The organism is Maritimibacter fusiformis, from assembly GCF_008086115.1.
GTDB lineage: Bacteria > Pseudomonadota > Alphaproteobacteria > Rhodobacterales > Rhodobacteraceae > Muriiphilus > Muriiphilus fusiformis.
In genome coordinates, this window is the sequence record NZ_VSIY01000015.1 from 206,949 (window position 1) to 223,465 (window position 16,517).

Genomic DNA, 16,517 nt, shown 5'->3' on the forward strand with positions numbered 1-16,517 from the left:
ATCAGGCCCCGGCCTCCTCTGTGGTTTCAGCGGTCTCGCCGTCTTCGTCTTCGGCCTCCTCGACCAGATCGGCCGGATCGACCCAGCCCAGAAGGATGCGCGCGGTCATGACCAGGTTCTGCGCCTCTTCGAGGTTGACATCGAACTTCTCGAGCAGACCCTCGTCCTTGACGCGCTCGCCATCGACCGTGGTCCAGCCGCCGGCCAGTTCCCAGTCGGCGCAGGTGGCGAAATCCTCGAGCGTCAGCACACCGTCTTCGGCCAGCGCCTCGACCATCTGGGGCGTCAAGCCTTCGAACCCGACCAGGCTGTCCTCGACACCCAGTTCGCGGGCATGCTCCAGCGCCTTGCGGTTCTGCGCCTCGAGGAAATCACGGGCGCGGGCCTGAAGCTCTTCGGCGGTGGCATCGTCGACACCGTCGATCACCAGAAGCTCGTCGATGTCGACATAGGCGACCTCTTCGAGGTTGGTGAAGCCCTCGGCCACCAGAAGCTGGGCGAAGAACTCGTCAAGATCAAGCGTGTCCATGAACAGCTGGGTGCGTTCGGCAAACTCGGCCTGGCGGCGGGCGCTTTCTTCTTCCTCGGTGAGGATGTCGATGTCGAGCCCGGTCAACTGGCTGGCAAGCCGCACGTTCTGGCCGCGCCGGCCGATCGCCAGCGAAAGCTGTTCGTCGGGCACCACGACCTCGACGCGCTCGGCGTCCTCGTCGAACACCACCTTGGACACTTCGGCCGGCTGCAGCGCGTTCACCAGGAAGGTCGGCACATCCTCGTTCCACGGGATGATGTCGATCTTTTCGCCCTGAAGCTCGTTCACAACCGCCTGCACGCGCGAGCCGCGCATACCGACGCAGGCGCCGACCGGGTCGATCGAACTGTCGTAGCTGATCACCGCGATCTTGGCGCGCGAACCGGGGTCGCGGGCGACGGCCTTGATCTCGATGATGCCGTCGTAGATCTCGGGCACTTCCATCTTGAACAATTCGGCCATGAACTCGGGCGCGGTGCGCGACAGGAAGATCTGCGGGCCACGGGTCTCGCGCCGCACATCCTTGACATAGCAGCGGATGCGGTCGTTCGGGCGATAGCCTTCGCGGCCGATCTTTTCGTTGCGCCGCAGGATCGCCTCGCCGGCGCCCACGTCGACGATGACGTTGCCGTATTCCTCGCGCTTGACCACACCATTGATGATGGTGCCGACGCGGTCCTTGAATTCTTCATACTGACGGTCACGCTCGGCCTCGCGGACCTTTTGCAGGATCACCTGCTTGGCCGACTGCGCCGCGATCCGGCCCATTTCGACCGGCGGCACCTCTTCGATCAACTGATCGCCGACCTTGGGGTCGTCGAGATACTGCCTGGCCTGCTCCACGGTCATCTCGGCCTGGTAATTCTCAAGCTCGTCGTCCTCGACCACGGTGCGCACGCGGGTGAATGTCGCCCGCCCGGTCTTGCGGTCGATCGAGACATGGATGTCCATCTCGGCGCCGTAACGGCTTTTCGCGGCACGGGCGAGGCTTTCTTCCATCGCCTCGATCACCAGCGCCGGGTCGATCATCTTTTCGCGGGCCACGGCCTCGGCTGTCTGGAGCAGCTCAAGCTGGTTGGCAGAGGTAATCGCCATGTCAGTCCTCCTCAGAACCGTCTTCTTGTGTTTCGATCTCGTCAAATTGCGTTTCGTCGATGTCGCCGGAGTCCTTGCGCTGGCGCAGCATCTCGGCGATCAGCTCATCGGTCAGGAACAGCTTGGCGTCGGCCAACAGGTCGAAACCCAGCCCGATGGTGACCTTTTCGCCCTTGTCCTCGATCTCGATCAGGATCTCGTCGCCCTCGGTGCCGGCCAGGATACCCCGAAACCGTCTGCGTCCGTCGATCAGCTCATCGGTCTCGATCTTGGCCTCGTAGCCTTCCCAGGCCTCGAAATCCTTGAACCGGGTCAGGGGGCGGTCGATGCCGGGGCTTGAAACCTCCAGCGTGTAGTTGTCGGTGATCGGGTCCTCGACATCGAGCACAGCGCCCAGCGCGGTGTTGATCTGCGTCAGATCCTCGATCTCGATGCCGCCATCGGGCCGTTCGGCCATGATCTGCAGGGTCTTCGTCTTGCCGCCCATCAGCCGCAGGCGCACAAGCTGATAGCCCATCCCCTCGATAACGGGGCGGACGATCTCGGCCAGCCTGCGGTCGATCGCGGTTTTGGCAATCAGGTCGTTCAAGGTGTCTCCGGGTGTGTTCAGGCACAAAAAAACGGGCGCGCGGCCCGTGAAACTTTCCGGTGGAGCCTCGGGGGTGGAAGCCGACGCGCCGCTGTTGAAGGGGATATAGGCGCGCATGGCCGGAACTGCAAGGAGATTTAGCCCGCCACCCGCGCGATCAGGAACAGCGGCGCGCGGCGTTCGCCTCGCCAATCCTCGACAATCTCGAATCCGGCGCCGGTCATCATCGCGCGCAACTCGTCGTCCGAGAAGAAGGCCAGCGGCGGGATCAGGCCGGTGGCGCGGCCGATGGGGGCAAGCAGGCGCAGGGGCCACATCGACTTGAGGCAGGCGGTCGAGGTGACGAAAACGCCGCCGGGCCGAAGCACGCCGCGCACCTTCGCAATCGTCGCCTCTGGATCGGGCACAAGGTGCAGGACGGACATGGCCAGCACCGCATCGAGGCTGTCCGGCGCGATCTCGATCCTGTCGAAATCCGCCGGTTCCATCGTCATGTTGTCGGGGGTCGGCCCTTCGGCGCGGCCAATCTCGATCATTTTCGACGACAGGTCGATGGCGCGGTAGCTCTTGACCAGCGGGGCGTGCAGGCGGGCGGTGTTGCCCGAACCGCAGCCGAATTCCAGCGCCGCCATATCCGGGCGCAGGTGTTTGCGGGTCAGCGCCAGCTTGTGTTCATAGGCGGCGGTATCACGGATCGGCGCCGCGATGTAGCGCTTCGCCATCCGGTCCCAGAATTTCGCGCTGCGGTTCACAACCCCAGCGTTTCGCGCTGTCGCTTGAGCTTGTCCATGGTGCGGACCAGTTCGGCGGCGATGCCGGGTTCCGACACGGCGTGGCCAGCCTTGGGGATCATCTTCAACTCGCTCACCGGCCAGACCTTGTGCAGCATCCAGGCCGAGCGGGGCGGGCAGATCATGTCATGGCGCCCCTGCACGATGGTACCGGGAACATGGGCGATCTTGCGCATGTTGGGCAGGATCTTCTGCTTGTCGTCCAGAAAGGCGCCATTCAGGAAATAGTGATTCTCGATCCGTGCGAAGGCCAGCGCATAGTCTGCCGGGCTGTCGATCTGTGCGCCGTCGTTCTCGATCGAGGCCAGCGCGTTTTCCCAGCCAGCCCAGGCTTTCGCCAGCGTCACCTGCTCGGTGCGGTCGCCGGAAAACAGGCGCTTGTTGTAGGCCGCGATCAAATTGTCGTGCTCGTCCTCGGGAATCGGCGCCAGAAAGCGCGCCCAGAGGTCGGGCCAGAACTGCCCGGCGCCGCCGCCATAGAACCAGTCAAGCTCACGCTTGGTGGCCAGAAACACCCCGCGCAGCGCCAGCCAGGCCACCCGTGACGGATGCGCCTGTGCATAGATCAGCGCCAGGGTCGCGCCCCAGCTTCCGCCGAACACGATCCAGCGGTCGATGCCCAGGGTGGTCCGAATATGCTCGATATCGCGCACCAGGTGCCAGGTGGTGTTGTCGCGCACCGTCGCGTGCGGGCGCGATCGGCCACAGCCACGCTGGTCGAACAGGATGATGCGATAGGCGTCGGGGTCGAAAAACCGCCGCATGGCGGGCGAACAGCCGCCACCGGGGCCGCCATGAAACACCACCACCGGCATCCCGTCCGGGTTGCCGCATTCCTCGACATAGATCGTATGCCCCTCGCCAACCTCGAGCATGTGGCGGCGATAGGGGTCGATCATGCGGTAGAGATTCCCGCTTGCGGTGGATTTTCCTGCGGCCCTGTCCATATCTTCCCTATATAACGCGGGCGACCTGTCTGCCATGAGAAAGAGAATGCCGATGATATCCGCCGACACAACCGTCGATCCTTCGGAAGTCGCCAAATTCGAGGCGATGGCCGCCGAATGGTGGGACCCGGCGGGCAAGTTCAAGCCGCTGCACATGATGAACCCGGTAAGGCTGGACTATATCACCAGCCAGATCGCGGCGGAATTCGGGCGGGATCTGACCGGCCCGCGCCCGTTCGAAGGGCTGCGGCTGCTCGACATCGGCTGCGGCGGCGGGCTATTGTCGGAGCCGATGGCACGGTTGGGGGCCGAGGTGGTCGGGGCCGATGCCGCCGAGCGCAACATCCCGGTGGCGCAGATCCATGCCGAGCAGTCGGGGCTTGAGATCGACTATCGCCACACCACCGCCGAGGCACTGGCCGAGGCGGGTGAGCAGTTCGATGTCGTTCTAAATATGGAAGTCGTCGAGCATGTTTCCGATCCGCTGGCCTATCTGACCGCCTGTCAGCAGCTTCTGAAACCCGGCGGGATGATGATTGCCTCGACGATCAACCGCAACCCGAAGAGCTTCATGGTCGCCATCGTCGGGGCGGAGCGGGTTATGCGCTGGCTGCCGGTGGGCACGCATGACTGGTCGAAATTCATCACGCCGGCAGAGCTGGAAGACCTGATCACCCGCGCCGGGCTGCGTCCGGTCGACGCCAAGGGCTTCGTGTTCAACCCGGTCAGCTGGCAATGGTCGATCTCGACCCGCGACCTCAGCGTCAACTACGTGACCGCCAGCCTCAAGCCCGCCTAGGTCTGTTCATCGAACCGGGCGCGCACTTCGCGCAGGACCGGCAGCGCCGCGCGCACCTTGTCGACGCCGATGGTGCGCACCACGTCGGCGATGATCGGTGAAATCGCCGCCAGCGCCGCGTCACGCGCCTTGCGCCCGGCCGGGCTGATGGTAACCTGCTTGCGCCGCGCATCGTCCCAGTCGGGATGCACATGCACGTGACCGGCCCATTCCAGCTTGTTCAACGTATTGGTCATCGCACCACGGGTGACGTGAAAGGCCCGGGCCAGTTGCGCCGGGCTTTTCGCCTCGCCGGCATGGGCCAGGTGGTTCAGCACCGAGAAATGACTGAGCTCCATTCCCTTGGGCAGCGCTTTCGACAGCGCGTTGCGGGCCAGCTGGTCGGCCATGAACATCTCGCTGAACAGCGCGACGGACAGGTTATCAGTGGTCTGGTCGGTCATCATGGTCCTTCAAACGGGCGGTCATGGCCCAGGGCCGGGATGCGGCCCCGTGACCTATCCACGTCCGCGAGGTCGAAATCAACCATGGTGATCCCCGGCCCGGTCCCGCCATCGGCCAGAACCTCGCCCCAGGGCGAGACCGCCAGCGAATGGCCGTAGGTGGCCCGCGCCTCGGTATTCTGGCCGGTTTGCGCGGCGGCGAAGATGAAACATCCGGTCTCGATCGCCCGCGCGCGCAGGAGCGTTTCCCAATGCGCGGCGCCCGTGACCGGCGAGAAGGCCGAGGGCACGGTGATGATCTGCGCCCCGGCCTGGGCAAGCCTTCGGTAGAGATGCGGGAAGCGCAGGTCATAGCAGATCGTCAGCCCAATCCGGCCCAGGGGCGTGTCGGCCATCACCGCCCGGTCGCCGGGCCGGTATCCGGCGCTTTCGCGGTAGCTCTCGGTGTCGGAAATCTCGACATCGAACATGTGGATCTTGTCATAGCGCGCCACGACGGTGCCATCGGGTGCGATCAGGAAGGACCGGTTGGCAAACCGCCCGTCGGGATCATCGGTCTTGAGCGCCAGCGATCCGATCGACAGCCAGATGCCCAGCGCTTCGGCCTCGGCGCGAAACGCGGCGAGGCTGGGGTCGGTATCCTCCGGGTGCAGCAGCGCGGTCTGCCGTTGGCGGCTGGTCGAGACCATGTTGGTGACTTCCGGGGTCAGCACGATGTCCGCCCCGTCCGCCGCCGCCGCCCGGATCAGGCCAAGCGTGACCGGCAGGTTCTGCGCCGGGTCGTCGCCCGAAGTGATCTGAACCAGCCCGGCGCGCATCTATCCGGCCAGAAGCGGGTCGAGCTTGCCGGAATACTCCAGATCGAAAAGCTCGTCACAGCCGCCAACGTGGGTGTCGCCGATCCAGATTTGCGGCACGGTATGACGGCCGGATTTCTGCATCATCTCCTGTCGCAGTTCGGGCTTGCCGCCCACGTCGATTTCATCGAAGGCCACGCCTTTCTGCGACAGCAGCCGCTTGGCCGAGTGGCAGAAGCCACAGAATTGGGAAGTGTAGATCGTAACGGGTTGCATGTTCTGTCCTTTCCGCGCGCCGCTGGCACCGTTTCGGGCAGAACTTAGGCATCCTTTACAACGCGCGCCAGTGCCAGCACCCGCACCTCGGCAGCGCCCGCCTCATGACAGGCATCCGCCGCCGCGCCAAGTGTAGCACCCGAGGTCATCACGTCGTCGACCAAGAGCACGCAGCGCCCCGACATGCCGGCGCCGTTGCGCGGATGGGGGCGGATCGCGCCAGAAACGTTGGCAAAGCGCTGGTCCTGCCCCTTGCCATCTTGCGTATCGGTCCGGCGCGGGCGGATCAGAGCGGTCGGTGCGACCGAAAGCCGCGCCTCGCGCGCCAGCCCGCGGGCCAGCTCGGCGGCCTGGTTGTAGCGGCGGGAGAATATCCGCGTCCAATGCGCCGGGACCGGCACCACCAGCACCTCCGGCGAAATCAGCTCGCGCCCGGCCCGCATCAGCCAGCCCGCCGCCGGCGGCACCAGGTCCAGCCGGTCGCCATGTTTCAGCGCCAACACCAGCCTGCGGGCATTGTCCTTGTAGATCAGCGCGGCGCGTCCCTTTGTCCAGGGCCGCGCGATGGTCATGCAATCGTCGCAAAAATCCGCCGCTCCATCCCCGTCGCCGGGCAAGGGCGTGCCGCATTTGTCGCAGGCATGGCCGGTGATGAACGGCGTATTGACCCAGCATTTTCCGCACAGCCCGAAGCCGTCCTCGATCGGCTCGCCGCAGCTTACGCATTGCGGCGGGTAGAGGAAGGCGACGGGCGATTGCATTTCGGGTCTCTCCTTCTATGTTCCGCGCCATGTCCAGCCTTGTCGACCGATCCCGCCTTGCCCTGACGCGCGCACGTGCCCGCGATGACGGAATGTTCCTGCAGCGCCTTGCCGTGGACGAGGTGCAGGATCGCCTCGAAATGGTTAACAGAACGTTTACCAAGCCGGCGGTGGTGACAGGTTTTCCCGAAATCTGGGGGCAGGCTTTTCCCGATGCGCCCATCGTGGCCGATGACGAGGTGCTGGCGTTGGAGCCGGGGGCGCATGATCTGGTCATTCACGGGCTGTCGCTGCACTGGGCCAACGATCCCGTGGGACAGTTGGTGCAATGTCACCGCGCGCTGGTGCCGGATGGATTGTTCGTGGCGGTCATGTTCGGCGGACAGACCCTGCACGAATTGCGCGCGGTGCTGGCCGAAACCGAGATCGCGTTGCGCGGCGGTCTTTCGTCCCGGGTGTTGCCGATGGGCGAAATCCGCGAGCTTGGCAGCCTGTTGCAACGCGCCGGATATGCCCTGCCGGTCGCGGACAGCGCGATTCAAACTGTGACCTATTCCGACGCCCTGGCCCTGATGCACGATCTTCGCGCGATGGGCGAAGGCAATGCGCTGACCGACCGGGCCGGCCTGACAGGACGCGAATTCTTTGCGGAGGCCGCAGCCCGCTACGACGCCGCGTTCGGAAATGACGGGCGCATTCCGGCGACCTTCGAGATGATCGTGCTGACCGGTTGGGCGCCGCATGAAAGCCAGCAAAAACCGCTGCGCCCGGGATCGGCGGCAATGCGTCTGGCGGATGCGCTGGGCACGAAAGAAACCAAATTGCCCGATTGACCGTATCGGAACCAACGTAATCACGGGCCGACCTCGCCCCAAGCCAGGACAGATCATGCGCGACACAACCCATATGCCCGCCGACCACCCGACCCTTCCCGGTGAAAAGATCGGCGTTCTGATCGCCAACCTGGGGACACCGGACAACCACGATTACTGGTCGATGCGGCGCTATCTGAACGAGTTTCTGTCGGACAAGCGGGTGATCGACTACCCGGCTTGGAAATGGCAGCCAATCCTGCAGGCGATCATCCTGACGATCCGGCCGTTCAAATCCGGCGCGAACTACCGAAAGATCTGGAACAACGAGGCGGACGAAAGCCCGCTCATGACGATCACCAAGGCGCAAACCGAAAAACTGCGCGCGGTACTGCAAGCGCGGTTCGGGGATCGGGTGATGGTCGATTTCGCGATGCGCTACGGCAACCCTTCGACACCGTCCAAGGTTGCGGAAATGGTAAAAAGCGGCTGTAGCAGGGTCTTGTTCTTTCCACTTTACCCCCAGTATTCGGGACCGACCACTGCCACGGCGAACGACCAGTTCTTTCGCGCCTTGATGCAGGAAACGTGGCAGCCCGCGGCGCGCACCGCACCGGCCTACTTCGACCGGCCGAGCTATATCGAGGCCCTGGCGCAATCGGTCGAGCGCACCTATCCGACCGAGGCCGAAGCGCCGGATGTGCTGGTCTGTTCCTATCACGGCGTGCCGGAGCGCTATCTGACCGAGGGCGACCCCTATCATTGCCAATGCCAGAAAACGACACGCCTGCTGCGCGAGCGGTTGGGGTGGGACAAGGCACGTGTGGTCACCACGTTCCAGTCGAAATTCGGGCCCGAGGAATGGCTCAAGCCCTATACCGTCGAAGAGGTGGCGCGGCTGGCCCGGGCCGGAAAGAAGCGCATCGCGGTGATCGCGCCGGCGTTTTCGTCCGATTGCATCGAGACGCTGGAGGAAATCGAGGAAGAGATCCAGCACAGCTTCAAGGATGCCGGCGGACAGGATTTCACCTATCTGCCCTGCCTCAACGATGACGACGCGCATATCGAGGCGCTGGCCGAGGTTGTCGTGGAAAATCTGGCCGGATGGCTTGATTAGACACCGATTTCAAACGTTCCAGCCGTGCGTCCGACAGCGCGCGATGATCCGCGCCGGAGCGTCGGGTTCGTCGGCCTTGATCGCGTTCAGGTGGATGAACCAGTAAAGGTAGCGCGCGAAGTCCGGCTTGGCGTCCCGCGCCCTGCGAAACGCCTCGTCGATGCCAAGCTCGGCCACGGCGGGCATCTGGTGGTGGAAATCGGCCTTGGCGAACAGGATCGCGGGTTTTTCGAAAAAGAACCCCGACAGCGCGGCGGTGGAATTCTGGGTGACGACCAGGTCGCAGCGCCGAAGTGCCTCCTGCATCCCGCCGGTTTGAAGCGTCATGCGCGAATCCGCCCGTGTTAGAGCCTGAAGTGCCGTCATTTCGTCTGCCGTATAGATCTCGCCTGGATGCAGGCCGATCACGATCCGCCGGTCCCCGGCGCGGGCCTGAACCTCGTGGATCATGTCGAGCGGGCGCACGTGCTGAAATTTGCGGTGCTCCAGCAGCCGGCCTTGCAGCGGCACGTAGATCATCGCTTCGCGCACCGCGCGCGCCGGGGCATCGCCGAACAGGTAGCGGCCCCAGTCCGCGGTCCATTTTTCGGCGATATTTGGGTCTATCACGGACGAATCGAACGGCTTTCTAGCGACATCGAACGCCCAGCGCTCCGCCGACCTCTCGATCCGCCAATAGGGGTAGTAGTAGGCCCGACGCATCGACAGGGCGCGGGGGTGAAAGGGCTCTTTCATCAGAAACAGGCTGTAACCCCGGCGCGCGGCGGATTTCAGGCGCTCTGTCTCGCCATCGCGCACCAGGTCGACGCGGAAACCTGCCCCTTCGAACGCCTCGCTCACCCGGTTCACGAAGCCGAACGTGCCCTCGCGACCCATCTTCAGCATGACCGGGTCCAGGTAGATACGAAGGATACGCGCCTCGGGCATGGGCTGACGCTAGCGGCGCCGAAATCCGCCGGCAAGGCCGGTGGTTGTGCGCATCGCGAACGCGCGCCATATACGAGGAAACCGAACGGAGGCGACATGGCAGAGAACGATTTTCCGGGGTGGCACGGGACCACGATCATCGGCGTCAAGAAGGACGGCAAGGTGGTGATCGCGGGCGACGGGCAGGTCAGCCTGGGGCAAACCGTCATCAAGGGTTCGGCCCGCAAGGTCAGGCGGCTGAAACCCGGCGGGCACGAGATCGTGGCGGGCTTCGCGGGTTCGACCGCCGACGCCTTCACGCTGCTCGAACGGCTCGAGGCCAAGCTCGAGGCCTCGCCGGGCCACCTGGCGCGCGCTTGCGTCGAGTTGGCGAAGGACTGGCGCACCGACAAATACCTGCAGAAGCTGGAGGCGATGCTGATCGTGAGTGACGGCAAGGAATTGTTCGTCATCACCGGGGCCGGCGATGTGCTGGAGCCCGAGCATGACGTGACCGCGATCGGATCAGGTGGAAACTACGCGCTGGCCGCCGCGCGCGCGATGATGGACAGCGACAAATCCGCCGAGGAAATCGCCCGCGCCGCGATGGCGATTGCGGCGGATATCTGTGTCTATACCAACGGAAACCTGACTGTGGAGACGATCGAGACATGACCGACCTGACCCCGCGCGAGATTGTCTCGGAGCTTGATCGTTTCATCATCGGCCAGAAGGACGCCAAGCGCGCCGTCGCGGTGGCGCTGCGCAACCGCTGGCGGCGCAAGCAGTTGCCGGACGATCTGCGCGACGAAGTCTATCCCAAGAACATCCTGATGATCGGCCCGACCGGCGTCGGCAAGACCGAGATTTCGCGTCGGCTGGCGAAACTGGCGAAAGCGCCGTTCATCAAGGTCGAGGCCACCAAGTTCACCGAGGTCGGCTATGTCGGGCGCGATGTCGAGCAGATCGTGCGCGACCTGGTTGACAGCGCGATCATCCAGACCCGCGAGGCGATGCGCGAGGATGTGAGGGCCGCCGCCGAACAGGCCGCCGAGGACCGCGTGATCGAGGCCATTGCCGGAACCGATGCCCGCGAACAAACCCGCGAGATGTTTCGCAAGAAGCTGCGCGCGGGCGAGTTGGATAACACCATTGTCGAGCTTGACGTGCAGGATACCGGAGGCGGGATGCCGTCTTTCGACATTCCGGGGCAGCCCGGGATGGGCATGGGGATGATCTCGCTTGGCGATATGTTCGGCAAGGCGTTCGGCGGGCGCACCACCCGCAAGAAGCTGACCGTAGCCGAGAGCTACGGCGTGCTGGTGGGCGAGGAGGCCGACAAGCTGCTGGATGACGAAGCGGTGAACCGCGCGGCGCTGAAGTCGGTCGAGCAAAACGGCATCGTGTTCCTGGATGAAATCGACAAGGTTTGTGCGCGGGCCGATGTGCGTGGCGGCGATGTGTCGCGTGAAGGCGTGCAGCGCGACCTGCTGCCGCTGATCGAAGGCACGACCGTTTCGACCAAATACGGCCCGGTCAAGACCGACCATATCCTGTTCATCGCCTCGGGCGCGTTTCACATCGCCAAGCCATCCGACCTGCTGCCCGAGTTGCAGGGGCGCTTGCCGATCCGGGTCGAGTTGCGTGCCCTGACCGAGGCCGATTTCGTCCGCATCCTGACCGAGACCGACAACGCCCTGACGCTGCAATATACCGCGCTGATGGGCACCGAGGAGGTCGAGGTCGACTTTACCGAGGACGGCATCGCAGAATTGGCGCGGATCGCGGCGGAGGTGAACCAGAGCGTCGAGAATATCGGCGCGCGGCGGCTCTATACCGTGATGGAGCGGGTGTTCGAGGAATTGAGTTTCGCCGCCCCGGACAGGTCGGGCGAGTCCGTGACCGTCGACAAGGCCTTTGTCGAGGCCAACCTGGGCGAGTTGATGGCCACGACCGACGTGAGCCGCTACATGCTCTAGGCGGACTCTCGGCGATTTGATGCGCGCGGGCAAGAGGGTGCTGGCCAAAGCGGTGAAAGCATCGTAGCGGTGCAGCGCAATCATCTGGAATTTCGTGCCATGCGCCTGCGTGCCCTCAGTGTTATCCTGGTCCTGCTGACCGTTCTCGCCGCCTGTTCCGGCGCGCGAATGGTCAGCCTGGAGGAAGTCAGCCGCGCCGGGGCGGATGTCGTGCCGATCCTGGTCGCCAGCACCCGCAACGTGACCGATGACGGTGAATTCGGACGCGACCGGGGCAATGGGCTGTCGTTCGGGCGGTTCGACGTTTCGGTGCCGCCCAAACGGCGGGCGGGCGAGGTCAACCTTCCGGGCTGGCGCACCAATCCGCGCCGGCATTTCGCCACGCTCAACAACGAGATCTTTACCGGGCAGACCATGTTCCGCAGCCAGATCGCAGCGCAACTGGTCGGGCGCCCTGAAGGGTCGCGCAACGTGGTGGTGTTCGTTCATGGTTACAACACCACCTACGAGGACGGGCTGTATCGGTTCGCGCAATTCTACACCGATCTCGGGCTTGAGGATGTGCCGGTGCATTATTCCTGGCCCAGCGGCGAGCGGCTGTTGCGCTATGGCTATGACCGCGATTCGATGCTGTTTGCCCGTGACGGGTTCGAGGAAATGCTTCGTGACGTGGTCAACGCCGGGGCCGAACGGGTGCTGATCGTCGGGCATTCGATGGGCTCGATGCTGATCATGGAGACGCTGCGCGAGATTGCCATTGCGCGCGATGACCGGATGCGCAGCAAGATCGGCGGCGTGATCCTGGTGTCGCCGGATATCGACCTCGACGTGTTCCGGGGCCAGGTCGAGCGGATCGGTGAATTGCCGCAACCGTTCGTGATCTTCTCGTCCAGTCGGGATCGGGTTCTGTCCTTTGCCGCGAACGAGATTTACGGCGCCAAGCCGCGGCTGGGCAATCTCGAGATGGATGGTGAACTGTCGGATCTGGATGTCACGGTTGTCGACGTCACGGATTATTCCAACGGTATCCTCAACCACTCCACCGCGATCACGTCGCCGGCCTTCATCAAGATCGTCGGCAACATGGAGATGTTCACCACGAGCTTTGACGAAGGGCCGGGGTCACGTGGCACCGGCTTTCCCGACGCCTTCATCGCGGTCGATGATGCCGATCACCTTCGGATCGGGCCGTTTCAGCGCGGCTTTCTGAGATAGACATAGAGGGCGCCGCCGCCGCCATGTTTCAGATGCGCCTCGGCGATCTGCAGGACATGCGGTCGTAGCGGCGCCGAGTTCAGCCAGTGCGGCACCTGGTGGCGCAACACGCCGTGGCGCTCGGGGATCGGGCCGAAGTCCGGGCGCGTCTTGCCCTTGCCGGTGATGACCAGCACCAGCCGCCGCCCGTCCGCGACCGCATCAAGGATAAAGCGTTGCAGCGCCGGATGCGCCTGGGCGGTGGTCATGCCGTGCAGGTCGATCCGGGCTTCGGGCGACAGGCGGCCCTTTTTCATGTGCGCGAACCGCTTGCGATCCATCGCCACCGAGTGTTTGGCGACACGCGCGCCGGGGCTGGGGGCAAGATCGGCGTGCGGCGGTTTGGGGGGTGCGGTCGCGCCGATGCGAAATGACGGCACCGGCGTTTTCACCGGCTTTGCGCGGGTGGTCGGCGGCGGTGGCGCGGTCATCATCGGGCGATCCGGGTGCATCGGCGCGGCCTGCTCGATGACCTTTTTCCAAAGCTCTTTCTCCTCGGGCCGCAGCCCGCGCGGTTTGCGCCGGTGCATGTCTCAGCCCTCCGGCTTCAGCGCATAGGCGCGCTGGATCGGAAGCAGCACCACCATGCGGCCGGGATCGCGAAAGCGCCCGGCGAAGCGCCCGGCCTCGTCGCCGGTGCCGACGAAGATGTCAGCCCGCTGCGCGCCCGTGATCCGCGATCCGGTGTCCTGCGCCACCATCAATTGCCGCATCGGTCCCTCGCCGTCCTTTTCCAGCCAGATCGGCGCACCGAGCGGGGTATAGGCGGGATCGACCGCTAGCGTGCGCATCGCAGTTATCGAGCGGCTCATCGCGCCGATCGGCCCGCGATCGGCGGGGATGTGTTCGATCTTGCGGAAGAAAACATAGGACGGGTTGTGCCGGATCAGTTCGGCGCCCGCCTCGGGGTTGCGCGCGACCCAGGCGCGGATCACCGCGGCGGACACCTGGTGGCGGGTATAGATGCCGCGCCGGACCAGCTCATCGCCGAGCGAGCGGTAGGGATGCCCGTTCGATCCGCCATAGCCAAGGCGGATCACGTCACCGTTTTCCAGCACGATCCGGCCCGACCCCTGGATTTGCAGGAACGTCAGGTCGACCGCGTTGTCGACCCAGGCGATCTCAAGCCCCCGCCCCTCGAGCAACCCCTTTTCCTCGATTTCCTCGCGGGTGTGCCACAGGGTGCCGTTCACCAGTTCCGGCGGGCTGGCATAGACCGGGATGCGATAGCGGGCGGTGCGATGCAGCGAGCCGCGAATCTCGGGCTCGAAATAGGCGGTGAAGATCGCGTCCTTGCCGTCTTCGATCAGGACGGGGCGGAAAAACAGCTCGAAGAACCTGCGGCCCGGCCCATCGAATTCCTCGGCCAGGTTGCAGATCGGCGCCCAACTCGGCTCGCGCAGCAGGTCGCAGGTTTCGATGAACACTTGCAGGGCCGCGTCGTGGTCATCGCTGGCCCAGCCGTCGAGCGCCTCGAAGGTCAGGATGGTGACATCGGCCTCATCCAGTTCGGCGATTGCGGGGTGGCCCAGCGAAACCGCCGCCGCCACCGCAAGGGCCGTGAGGCCGCGCACGGATCACTCCCCCGTGGCGACAAGCTGCCAGTTGGGGTTGTCGGACCCCATGACGCGGGCAAAGGTCCAGACATCTTTCTGGCGCTTGATCTCGTTGGGATTGCCTTCGATGATCTCGCCGGCCTTGTCGCGGATCACCGAGGTCAGCTCGCCCACGAAACGCACCGTGATCTCGCCTTCCCTGGTGTCGCTGTCGAACTCGGCATCGACGAGCTTGAGCTCGCGCAGGCCAACGAAGGTGGCGTCGATGGTAAAGCCCTTCTCGATGCGGTCTTCGACCACCGTGGCGAAGGTTTCGTAGACATCATCGGACAGGAACGGCTTGATCTTGGCCAAGTCGCCCGATTCGAAGCCCATCAGGATCATTTCATAGGCGCTGCGCGCGCCACTCAGAAACTCTCCGACATTCAGGCTGGGGTCGACCGACTTCATCGCGGCCAGTGCTTTTGCCGCCGGACTTCCGGCTTCGACATGGTCCACGATGTCGGCATCCGGGCCGCCTTCGATCACCTCGAACTTGTTGCGGCGCACCTTGTCGCCCTCGATCGAGCGGGTCACCGCCGGCTTTTCGAACCCTTCCCGCGTGCCGAGCACATCGCGCAGGCGGAGGATGAGAAAAATCGCGATGGCAGCAAGCACGATGAGTTGGATCACCGGAGACGACATGAACACCTCTTTTTTCTGCGCGATTTGAAAACAAGCGCGAACGGCACATATGTAGGCGAGGGCCGGGGTCAAGTCTACTGCGCCCGGACACAGCAATGGGGAACAAATGCCTCTTTTACTTCTGTTCATCGCCGTCCCGCTGATTGAAATCGGGCTTTTCATCCAGGTGGGGGGTGCTATCGGGCTCTGGCCCACCCTCGCAATCGTGATCGTGACCGCGATCATCGGCACGGCGTTGGTGCGTCAACAGGGCGCGCTGGCGATGGATCAGTTGCGGCGCTCGTTCAACGCGCTGGGCGATCCGACCGAACCGCTGGCGCATGGCGCCATGATCCTGTTTTCCGGTGCGCTGCTTTTGACGCCCGGTTTCTTCACCGACGCGGTCGGCTTTGCGCTGTTGATCCCGGCGGTGCGACGGGCGGCCTTCAACTGGTTGCGCGCGCGGGTGCAGGTGCAAAGCTTCACCATGGGCGCCGAAACCCGGACGCGGCACTATCGCGGCGAGGATGATGTGATCGACGGCGACTTCGAGGACGTGACGCCCGAAAAACGTCCGACCCATCCGCCGGTCGAAGGCCCGTCAGGCTGGACCAAGCACTGAAGCTATCCGATTGAGGCGGGTGGTCCAACCTGTTAAGCACTGAGCGATTTCGAGTTTGCAGGAGATTTCCATGGCCGACGAAGCCACACCGCAAGAACCGCAGGCGCAACCGCAACAAGTGCAGCCCAAGATGCAGGTTCTGGGCCAGTTCATCCGTGACATGTCGTTCGAGAACGTGCTGTCGCAGAAGGGCGCCAAGGGCGAAGTGAAGCCCGAGATGAAGATCGAGGTTGCCCTCGACGCGAAGAAGCGCCCTACCGAGCACCAGTATGAGGTGATCACCAAATTCAAGATCAGCTCGGTCAACCAGGGCACCGAAGATCCGGTTTTCGTGCTGGAGCTGGACTATGCGGGGATTTTCCAGATCGAGAACGTGCCGGATGAGCAGATGCATCCGTTCCTTCTGATCGAATGCCCGCGCATCCTGTTCCCGTTCGTGCGCCGGATCGTATCGGATGTGACCCGCGATGGCGGCTTTCCGCCCGTCAATCTGGACAACGTCGATTTCGTGGCGCTTTACCGCCAGGATCTGGCCCGCCGGATGGAAGCGCAGAAAGCGGCGTCTCCGACAAACTGAC

General features: G+C 64.1%; 20 protein-coding genes. 8 read left to right on the forward strand and 12 right to left on the reverse strand.

All coding sequences use genetic code 11. The features are described 5' to 3' along the window. Position 1: 1 nt before the first annotated feature. The 4 genes from nusA to pip all read right to left on the reverse strand — a co-directional run bounded on the left by nusA (position 2) and on the right by pip (position 3,954). On the reverse strand, positions 2-1,627 hold the full coding sequence (gene nusA / locus FVF75_RS15745; RefSeq protein ID WP_148379740.1) for a transcription termination factor NusA: 1,626 nt from the start codon (positions 1,625-1,627) through the stop codon (positions 2-4). Position 1,628: 1 nt separating this feature from the next. Beyond that, on the reverse strand, positions 1,629-2,216 hold the full coding sequence (gene rimP, locus FVF75_RS15750) for a ribosome maturation factor RimP (protein ID WP_148379742.1): 588 nt from the start codon (positions 2,214-2,216) through the stop codon (positions 1,629-1,631). Between the two features lie 137 nt (positions 2,217-2,353). After that, entirely contained in the window at positions 2,354-2,938 is a 585-nt protein-coding gene (locus tag FVF75_RS15755) for a class I SAM-dependent methyltransferase (RefSeq protein WP_148379745.1), read from the reverse strand. A gap of 26 nt (positions 2,939-2,964) precedes the next feature. Beyond that, positions 2,965-3,954, reverse strand: a complete 990-nt coding sequence (gene pip, locus FVF75_RS15760) for a prolyl aminopeptidase (protein ID WP_148379748.1) — start codon at positions 3,952-3,954, stop codon at positions 2,965-2,967. A 52-nt stretch (positions 3,955-4,006) separates the two neighbouring features. On the opposite strand from pip, the gene ubiG reads away from it, so the two are divergent. Next, positions 4,007-4,753 carry a bifunctional 2-polyprenyl-6-hydroxyphenol methylase/3-demethylubiquinol 3-O-methyltransferase UbiG gene (gene ubiG / locus FVF75_RS15765; RefSeq protein ID WP_148379970.1) on the forward strand — a complete coding sequence of 249 codons (747 nt, stop codon included), beginning with the start codon at positions 4,007-4,009 and terminating at the stop codon, positions 4,751-4,753. On the opposite strand, the gene FVF75_RS15770 is transcribed toward ubiG, so the two are convergent. Genes FVF75_RS15770 through FVF75_RS15785 form a run of 4 tightly spaced genes read right to left on the reverse strand, consistent with a single transcriptional unit; the run spans position 4,750 to position 7,030 of the window. Continuing rightward, the gene (locus FVF75_RS15770) at positions 4,750-5,196 is read right to left on the reverse strand and encodes a MarR family winged helix-turn-helix transcriptional regulator (protein ID WP_148379750.1); all 447 of its coding nucleotides are present in this window, start codon (positions 5,194-5,196) and stop codon (positions 4,750-4,752) included. The genes ubiG and FVF75_RS15770 overlap by 4 nt on opposite strands. After that, complete coding sequence (locus FVF75_RS15775) at positions 5,196-6,014, reverse strand: carbon-nitrogen hydrolase family protein (RefSeq protein ID WP_148379751.1); 819 nt, start codon at positions 6,012-6,014, stop codon at positions 5,196-5,198. Before FVF75_RS15775 ends, FVF75_RS15770 begins: the two co-directional genes overlap by 1 nt. Beyond that, positions 6,015-6,269 carry a glutaredoxin 3 gene (gene grxC / locus FVF75_RS15780; RefSeq protein WP_148379752.1) on the reverse strand — a complete coding sequence of 85 codons (255 nt, stop codon included), beginning with the start codon at positions 6,267-6,269 and terminating at the stop codon, positions 6,015-6,017. Positions 6,270-6,313: 44 nt separating this feature from the next. Then, positions 6,314-7,030 (reverse strand): ComF family protein, encoded by a 717-nt coding sequence (locus tag FVF75_RS15785; RefSeq protein WP_148379753.1) that lies wholly within the window; start codon positions 7,028-7,030, stop codon positions 6,314-6,316. A gap of 29 nt (positions 7,031-7,059) precedes the next feature. Here FVF75_RS15785 and FVF75_RS15790 point away from each other — a divergent pair, with 29 nt between their 5' ends. After that, a complete protein-coding gene (locus FVF75_RS15790; protein WP_148379754.1) occupies positions 7,060-7,863 on the forward strand; it encodes a methyltransferase domain-containing protein in 804 nt (267 codons plus the stop codon). 55 nt (positions 7,864-7,918) lie between these two features. Then, positions 7,919-8,959 carry a ferrochelatase gene (hemH, locus tag FVF75_RS15795; RefSeq protein ID WP_148379755.1) on the forward strand — a complete coding sequence of 347 codons (1,041 nt, stop codon included), beginning with the start codon at positions 7,919-7,921 and terminating at the stop codon, positions 8,957-8,959. Positions 8,960-8,968: 9 nt separating this feature from the next. On the opposite strand, the gene FVF75_RS15800 is transcribed toward hemH, so the two are convergent. Then, positions 8,969-9,886, reverse strand: a complete 918-nt coding sequence (locus FVF75_RS15800) for a hypothetical protein (protein ID WP_148379756.1) — start codon at positions 9,884-9,886, stop codon at positions 8,969-8,971. A gap of 96 nt (positions 9,887-9,982) precedes the next feature. On the opposite strand from FVF75_RS15800, the gene hslV reads away from it, so the two are divergent. The 3 genes from hslV (at position 9,983) to FVF75_RS15815 (ending at position 13,059) form a co-directional block, all read left to right on the forward strand. Next, on the forward strand, positions 9,983-10,540 hold the full coding sequence (hslV, locus tag FVF75_RS15805) for an ATP-dependent protease subunit HslV (protein ID WP_148379757.1): 558 nt from the start codon (positions 9,983-9,985) through the stop codon (positions 10,538-10,540). Continuing rightward, the gene (gene hslU, locus FVF75_RS15810; protein ID WP_148379758.1) at positions 10,537-11,844 is read left to right on the forward strand and encodes an ATP-dependent protease ATPase subunit HslU; all 1,308 of its coding nucleotides are present in this window, start codon (positions 10,537-10,539) and stop codon (positions 11,842-11,844) included. Before hslV ends, hslU begins: the two co-directional genes overlap by 4 nt. A gap of 99 nt (positions 11,845-11,943) precedes the next feature. Further along, positions 11,944-13,059 carry an alpha/beta hydrolase gene (locus tag FVF75_RS15815; protein ID WP_148379759.1) on the forward strand — a complete coding sequence of 372 codons (1,116 nt, stop codon included), beginning with the start codon at positions 11,944-11,946 and terminating at the stop codon, positions 13,057-13,059. Here FVF75_RS15815 and FVF75_RS15820 read toward each other — a convergent pair. Genes FVF75_RS15820 through FVF75_RS15830 form a run of 3 tightly spaced genes read right to left on the reverse strand, consistent with a single transcriptional unit; the run spans position 13,038 to position 15,338 of the window. After that, positions 13,038-13,628: a Smr/MutS family protein gene (locus FVF75_RS15820; protein ID WP_148379760.1), complete on the reverse strand. Its 591-nt coding sequence runs from the start codon at positions 13,626-13,628 to the stop codon at positions 13,038-13,040. The genes FVF75_RS15815 and FVF75_RS15820 overlap by 22 nt on opposite strands. A gap of 3 nt (positions 13,629-13,631) precedes the next feature. After that, a complete protein-coding gene (mltA, locus tag FVF75_RS15825) occupies positions 13,632-14,672 on the reverse strand; it encodes a murein transglycosylase A (protein WP_148379761.1) in 1,041 nt (346 codons plus the stop codon). A 3-nt stretch (positions 14,673-14,675) separates the two neighbouring features. Beyond that, on the reverse strand, positions 14,676-15,338 hold the full coding sequence (locus FVF75_RS15830; RefSeq protein ID WP_148379762.1) for a Tim44/TimA family putative adaptor protein: 663 nt from the start codon (positions 15,336-15,338) through the stop codon (positions 14,676-14,678). Between the two features lie 106 nt (positions 15,339-15,444). On the opposite strand from FVF75_RS15830, the gene FVF75_RS15835 reads away from it, so the two are divergent. Next, positions 15,445-15,939, forward strand: coding sequence for an FxsA family protein (locus FVF75_RS15835; protein WP_148379763.1), 495 nt, complete (start codon positions 15,445-15,447; stop codon positions 15,937-15,939). Positions 15,940-16,009: 70 nt separating this feature from the next. Then, positions 16,010-16,516, forward strand: a complete 507-nt coding sequence (secB, locus tag FVF75_RS15840) for a protein-export chaperone SecB (protein WP_148379764.1) — start codon at positions 16,010-16,012, stop codon at positions 16,514-16,516. Position 16,517: the final 1 nt, after the last annotated feature.

Bases quoted from the DNA above. Each gene is read 5' to 3' on its own strand.
- FVF75_RS15770 (WP_148379750.1), bottom strand. From the start codon at position 5,196: ATGACCGACCAGACCACTGATAACCTGTCCGTCGCGCTGTTCAGCGAG.
- FVF75_RS15785 (WP_148379753.1), bottom strand. From the start codon at position 7,030: ATGCAATCGCCCGTCGCCTTCCTCTACCCGCCGCAATGCGTAAGCTGC.
- FVF75_RS15790 (WP_148379754.1), top strand. From the start codon at position 7,060: ATGTCCAGCCTTGTCGACCGATCCCGCCTTGCCCTGACGCGCGCACGT.
- hemH (WP_148379755.1), top strand. From the start codon at position 7,919: ATGCGCGACACAACCCATATGCCCGCCGACCACCCGACCCTTCCCGGT.
- FVF75_RS15830 (WP_148379762.1), bottom strand. From the start codon at position 15,338: ATGTCGTCTCCGGTGATCCAACTCATCGTGCTTGCTGCCATCGCGATT.
- grxC (WP_148379752.1), bottom strand. From the start codon at position 6,269: ATGCAACCCGTTACGATCTACACTTCCCAATTCTGTGGCTTCTGCCAC.
- pip (WP_148379748.1), bottom strand. From the start codon at position 3,954: ATGGACAGGGCCGCAGGAAAATCCACCGCAAGCGGGAATCTCTACCGC.
- FVF75_RS15775 (WP_148379751.1), bottom strand. From the start codon at position 6,014: ATGCGCGCCGGGCTGGTTCAGATCACTTCGGGCGACGACCCGGCGCAG.
- hslV (WP_148379757.1), top strand. From the start codon at position 9,983: ATGGCAGAGAACGATTTTCCGGGGTGGCACGGGACCACGATCATCGGC.
- nusA (WP_148379740.1), bottom strand. From the start codon at position 1,627: ATGGCGATTACCTCTGCCAACCAGCTTGAGCTGCTCCAGACAGCCGAG.
- FVF75_RS15820 (WP_148379760.1), bottom strand. From the start codon at position 13,628: ATGCACCGGCGCAAACCGCGCGGGCTGCGGCCCGAGGAGAAAGAGCTT.
- FVF75_RS15835 (WP_148379763.1), top strand. From the start codon at position 15,445: ATGCCTCTTTTACTTCTGTTCATCGCCGTCCCGCTGATTGAAATCGGG.
- FVF75_RS15800 (WP_148379756.1), bottom strand. From the start codon at position 9,886: ATGCCCGAGGCGCGTATCCTTCGTATCTACCTGGACCCGGTCATGCTG.
- secB (WP_148379764.1), top strand. From the start codon at position 16,010: ATGGCCGACGAAGCCACACCGCAAGAACCGCAGGCGCAACCGCAACAA.
- ubiG (WP_148379970.1), top strand. From the start codon at position 4,007: ATGATATCCGCCGACACAACCGTCGATCCTTCGGAAGTCGCCAAATTC.
- hslU (WP_148379758.1), top strand. From the start codon at position 10,537: ATGACCGACCTGACCCCGCGCGAGATTGTCTCGGAGCTTGATCGTTTC.
- FVF75_RS15815 (WP_148379759.1), top strand. From the start codon at position 11,944: ATGCGCCTGCGTGCCCTCAGTGTTATCCTGGTCCTGCTGACCGTTCTC.
- FVF75_RS15755 (WP_148379745.1), bottom strand. From the start codon at position 2,938: ATGGCGAAGCGCTACATCGCGGCGCCGATCCGTGATACCGCCGCCTAT.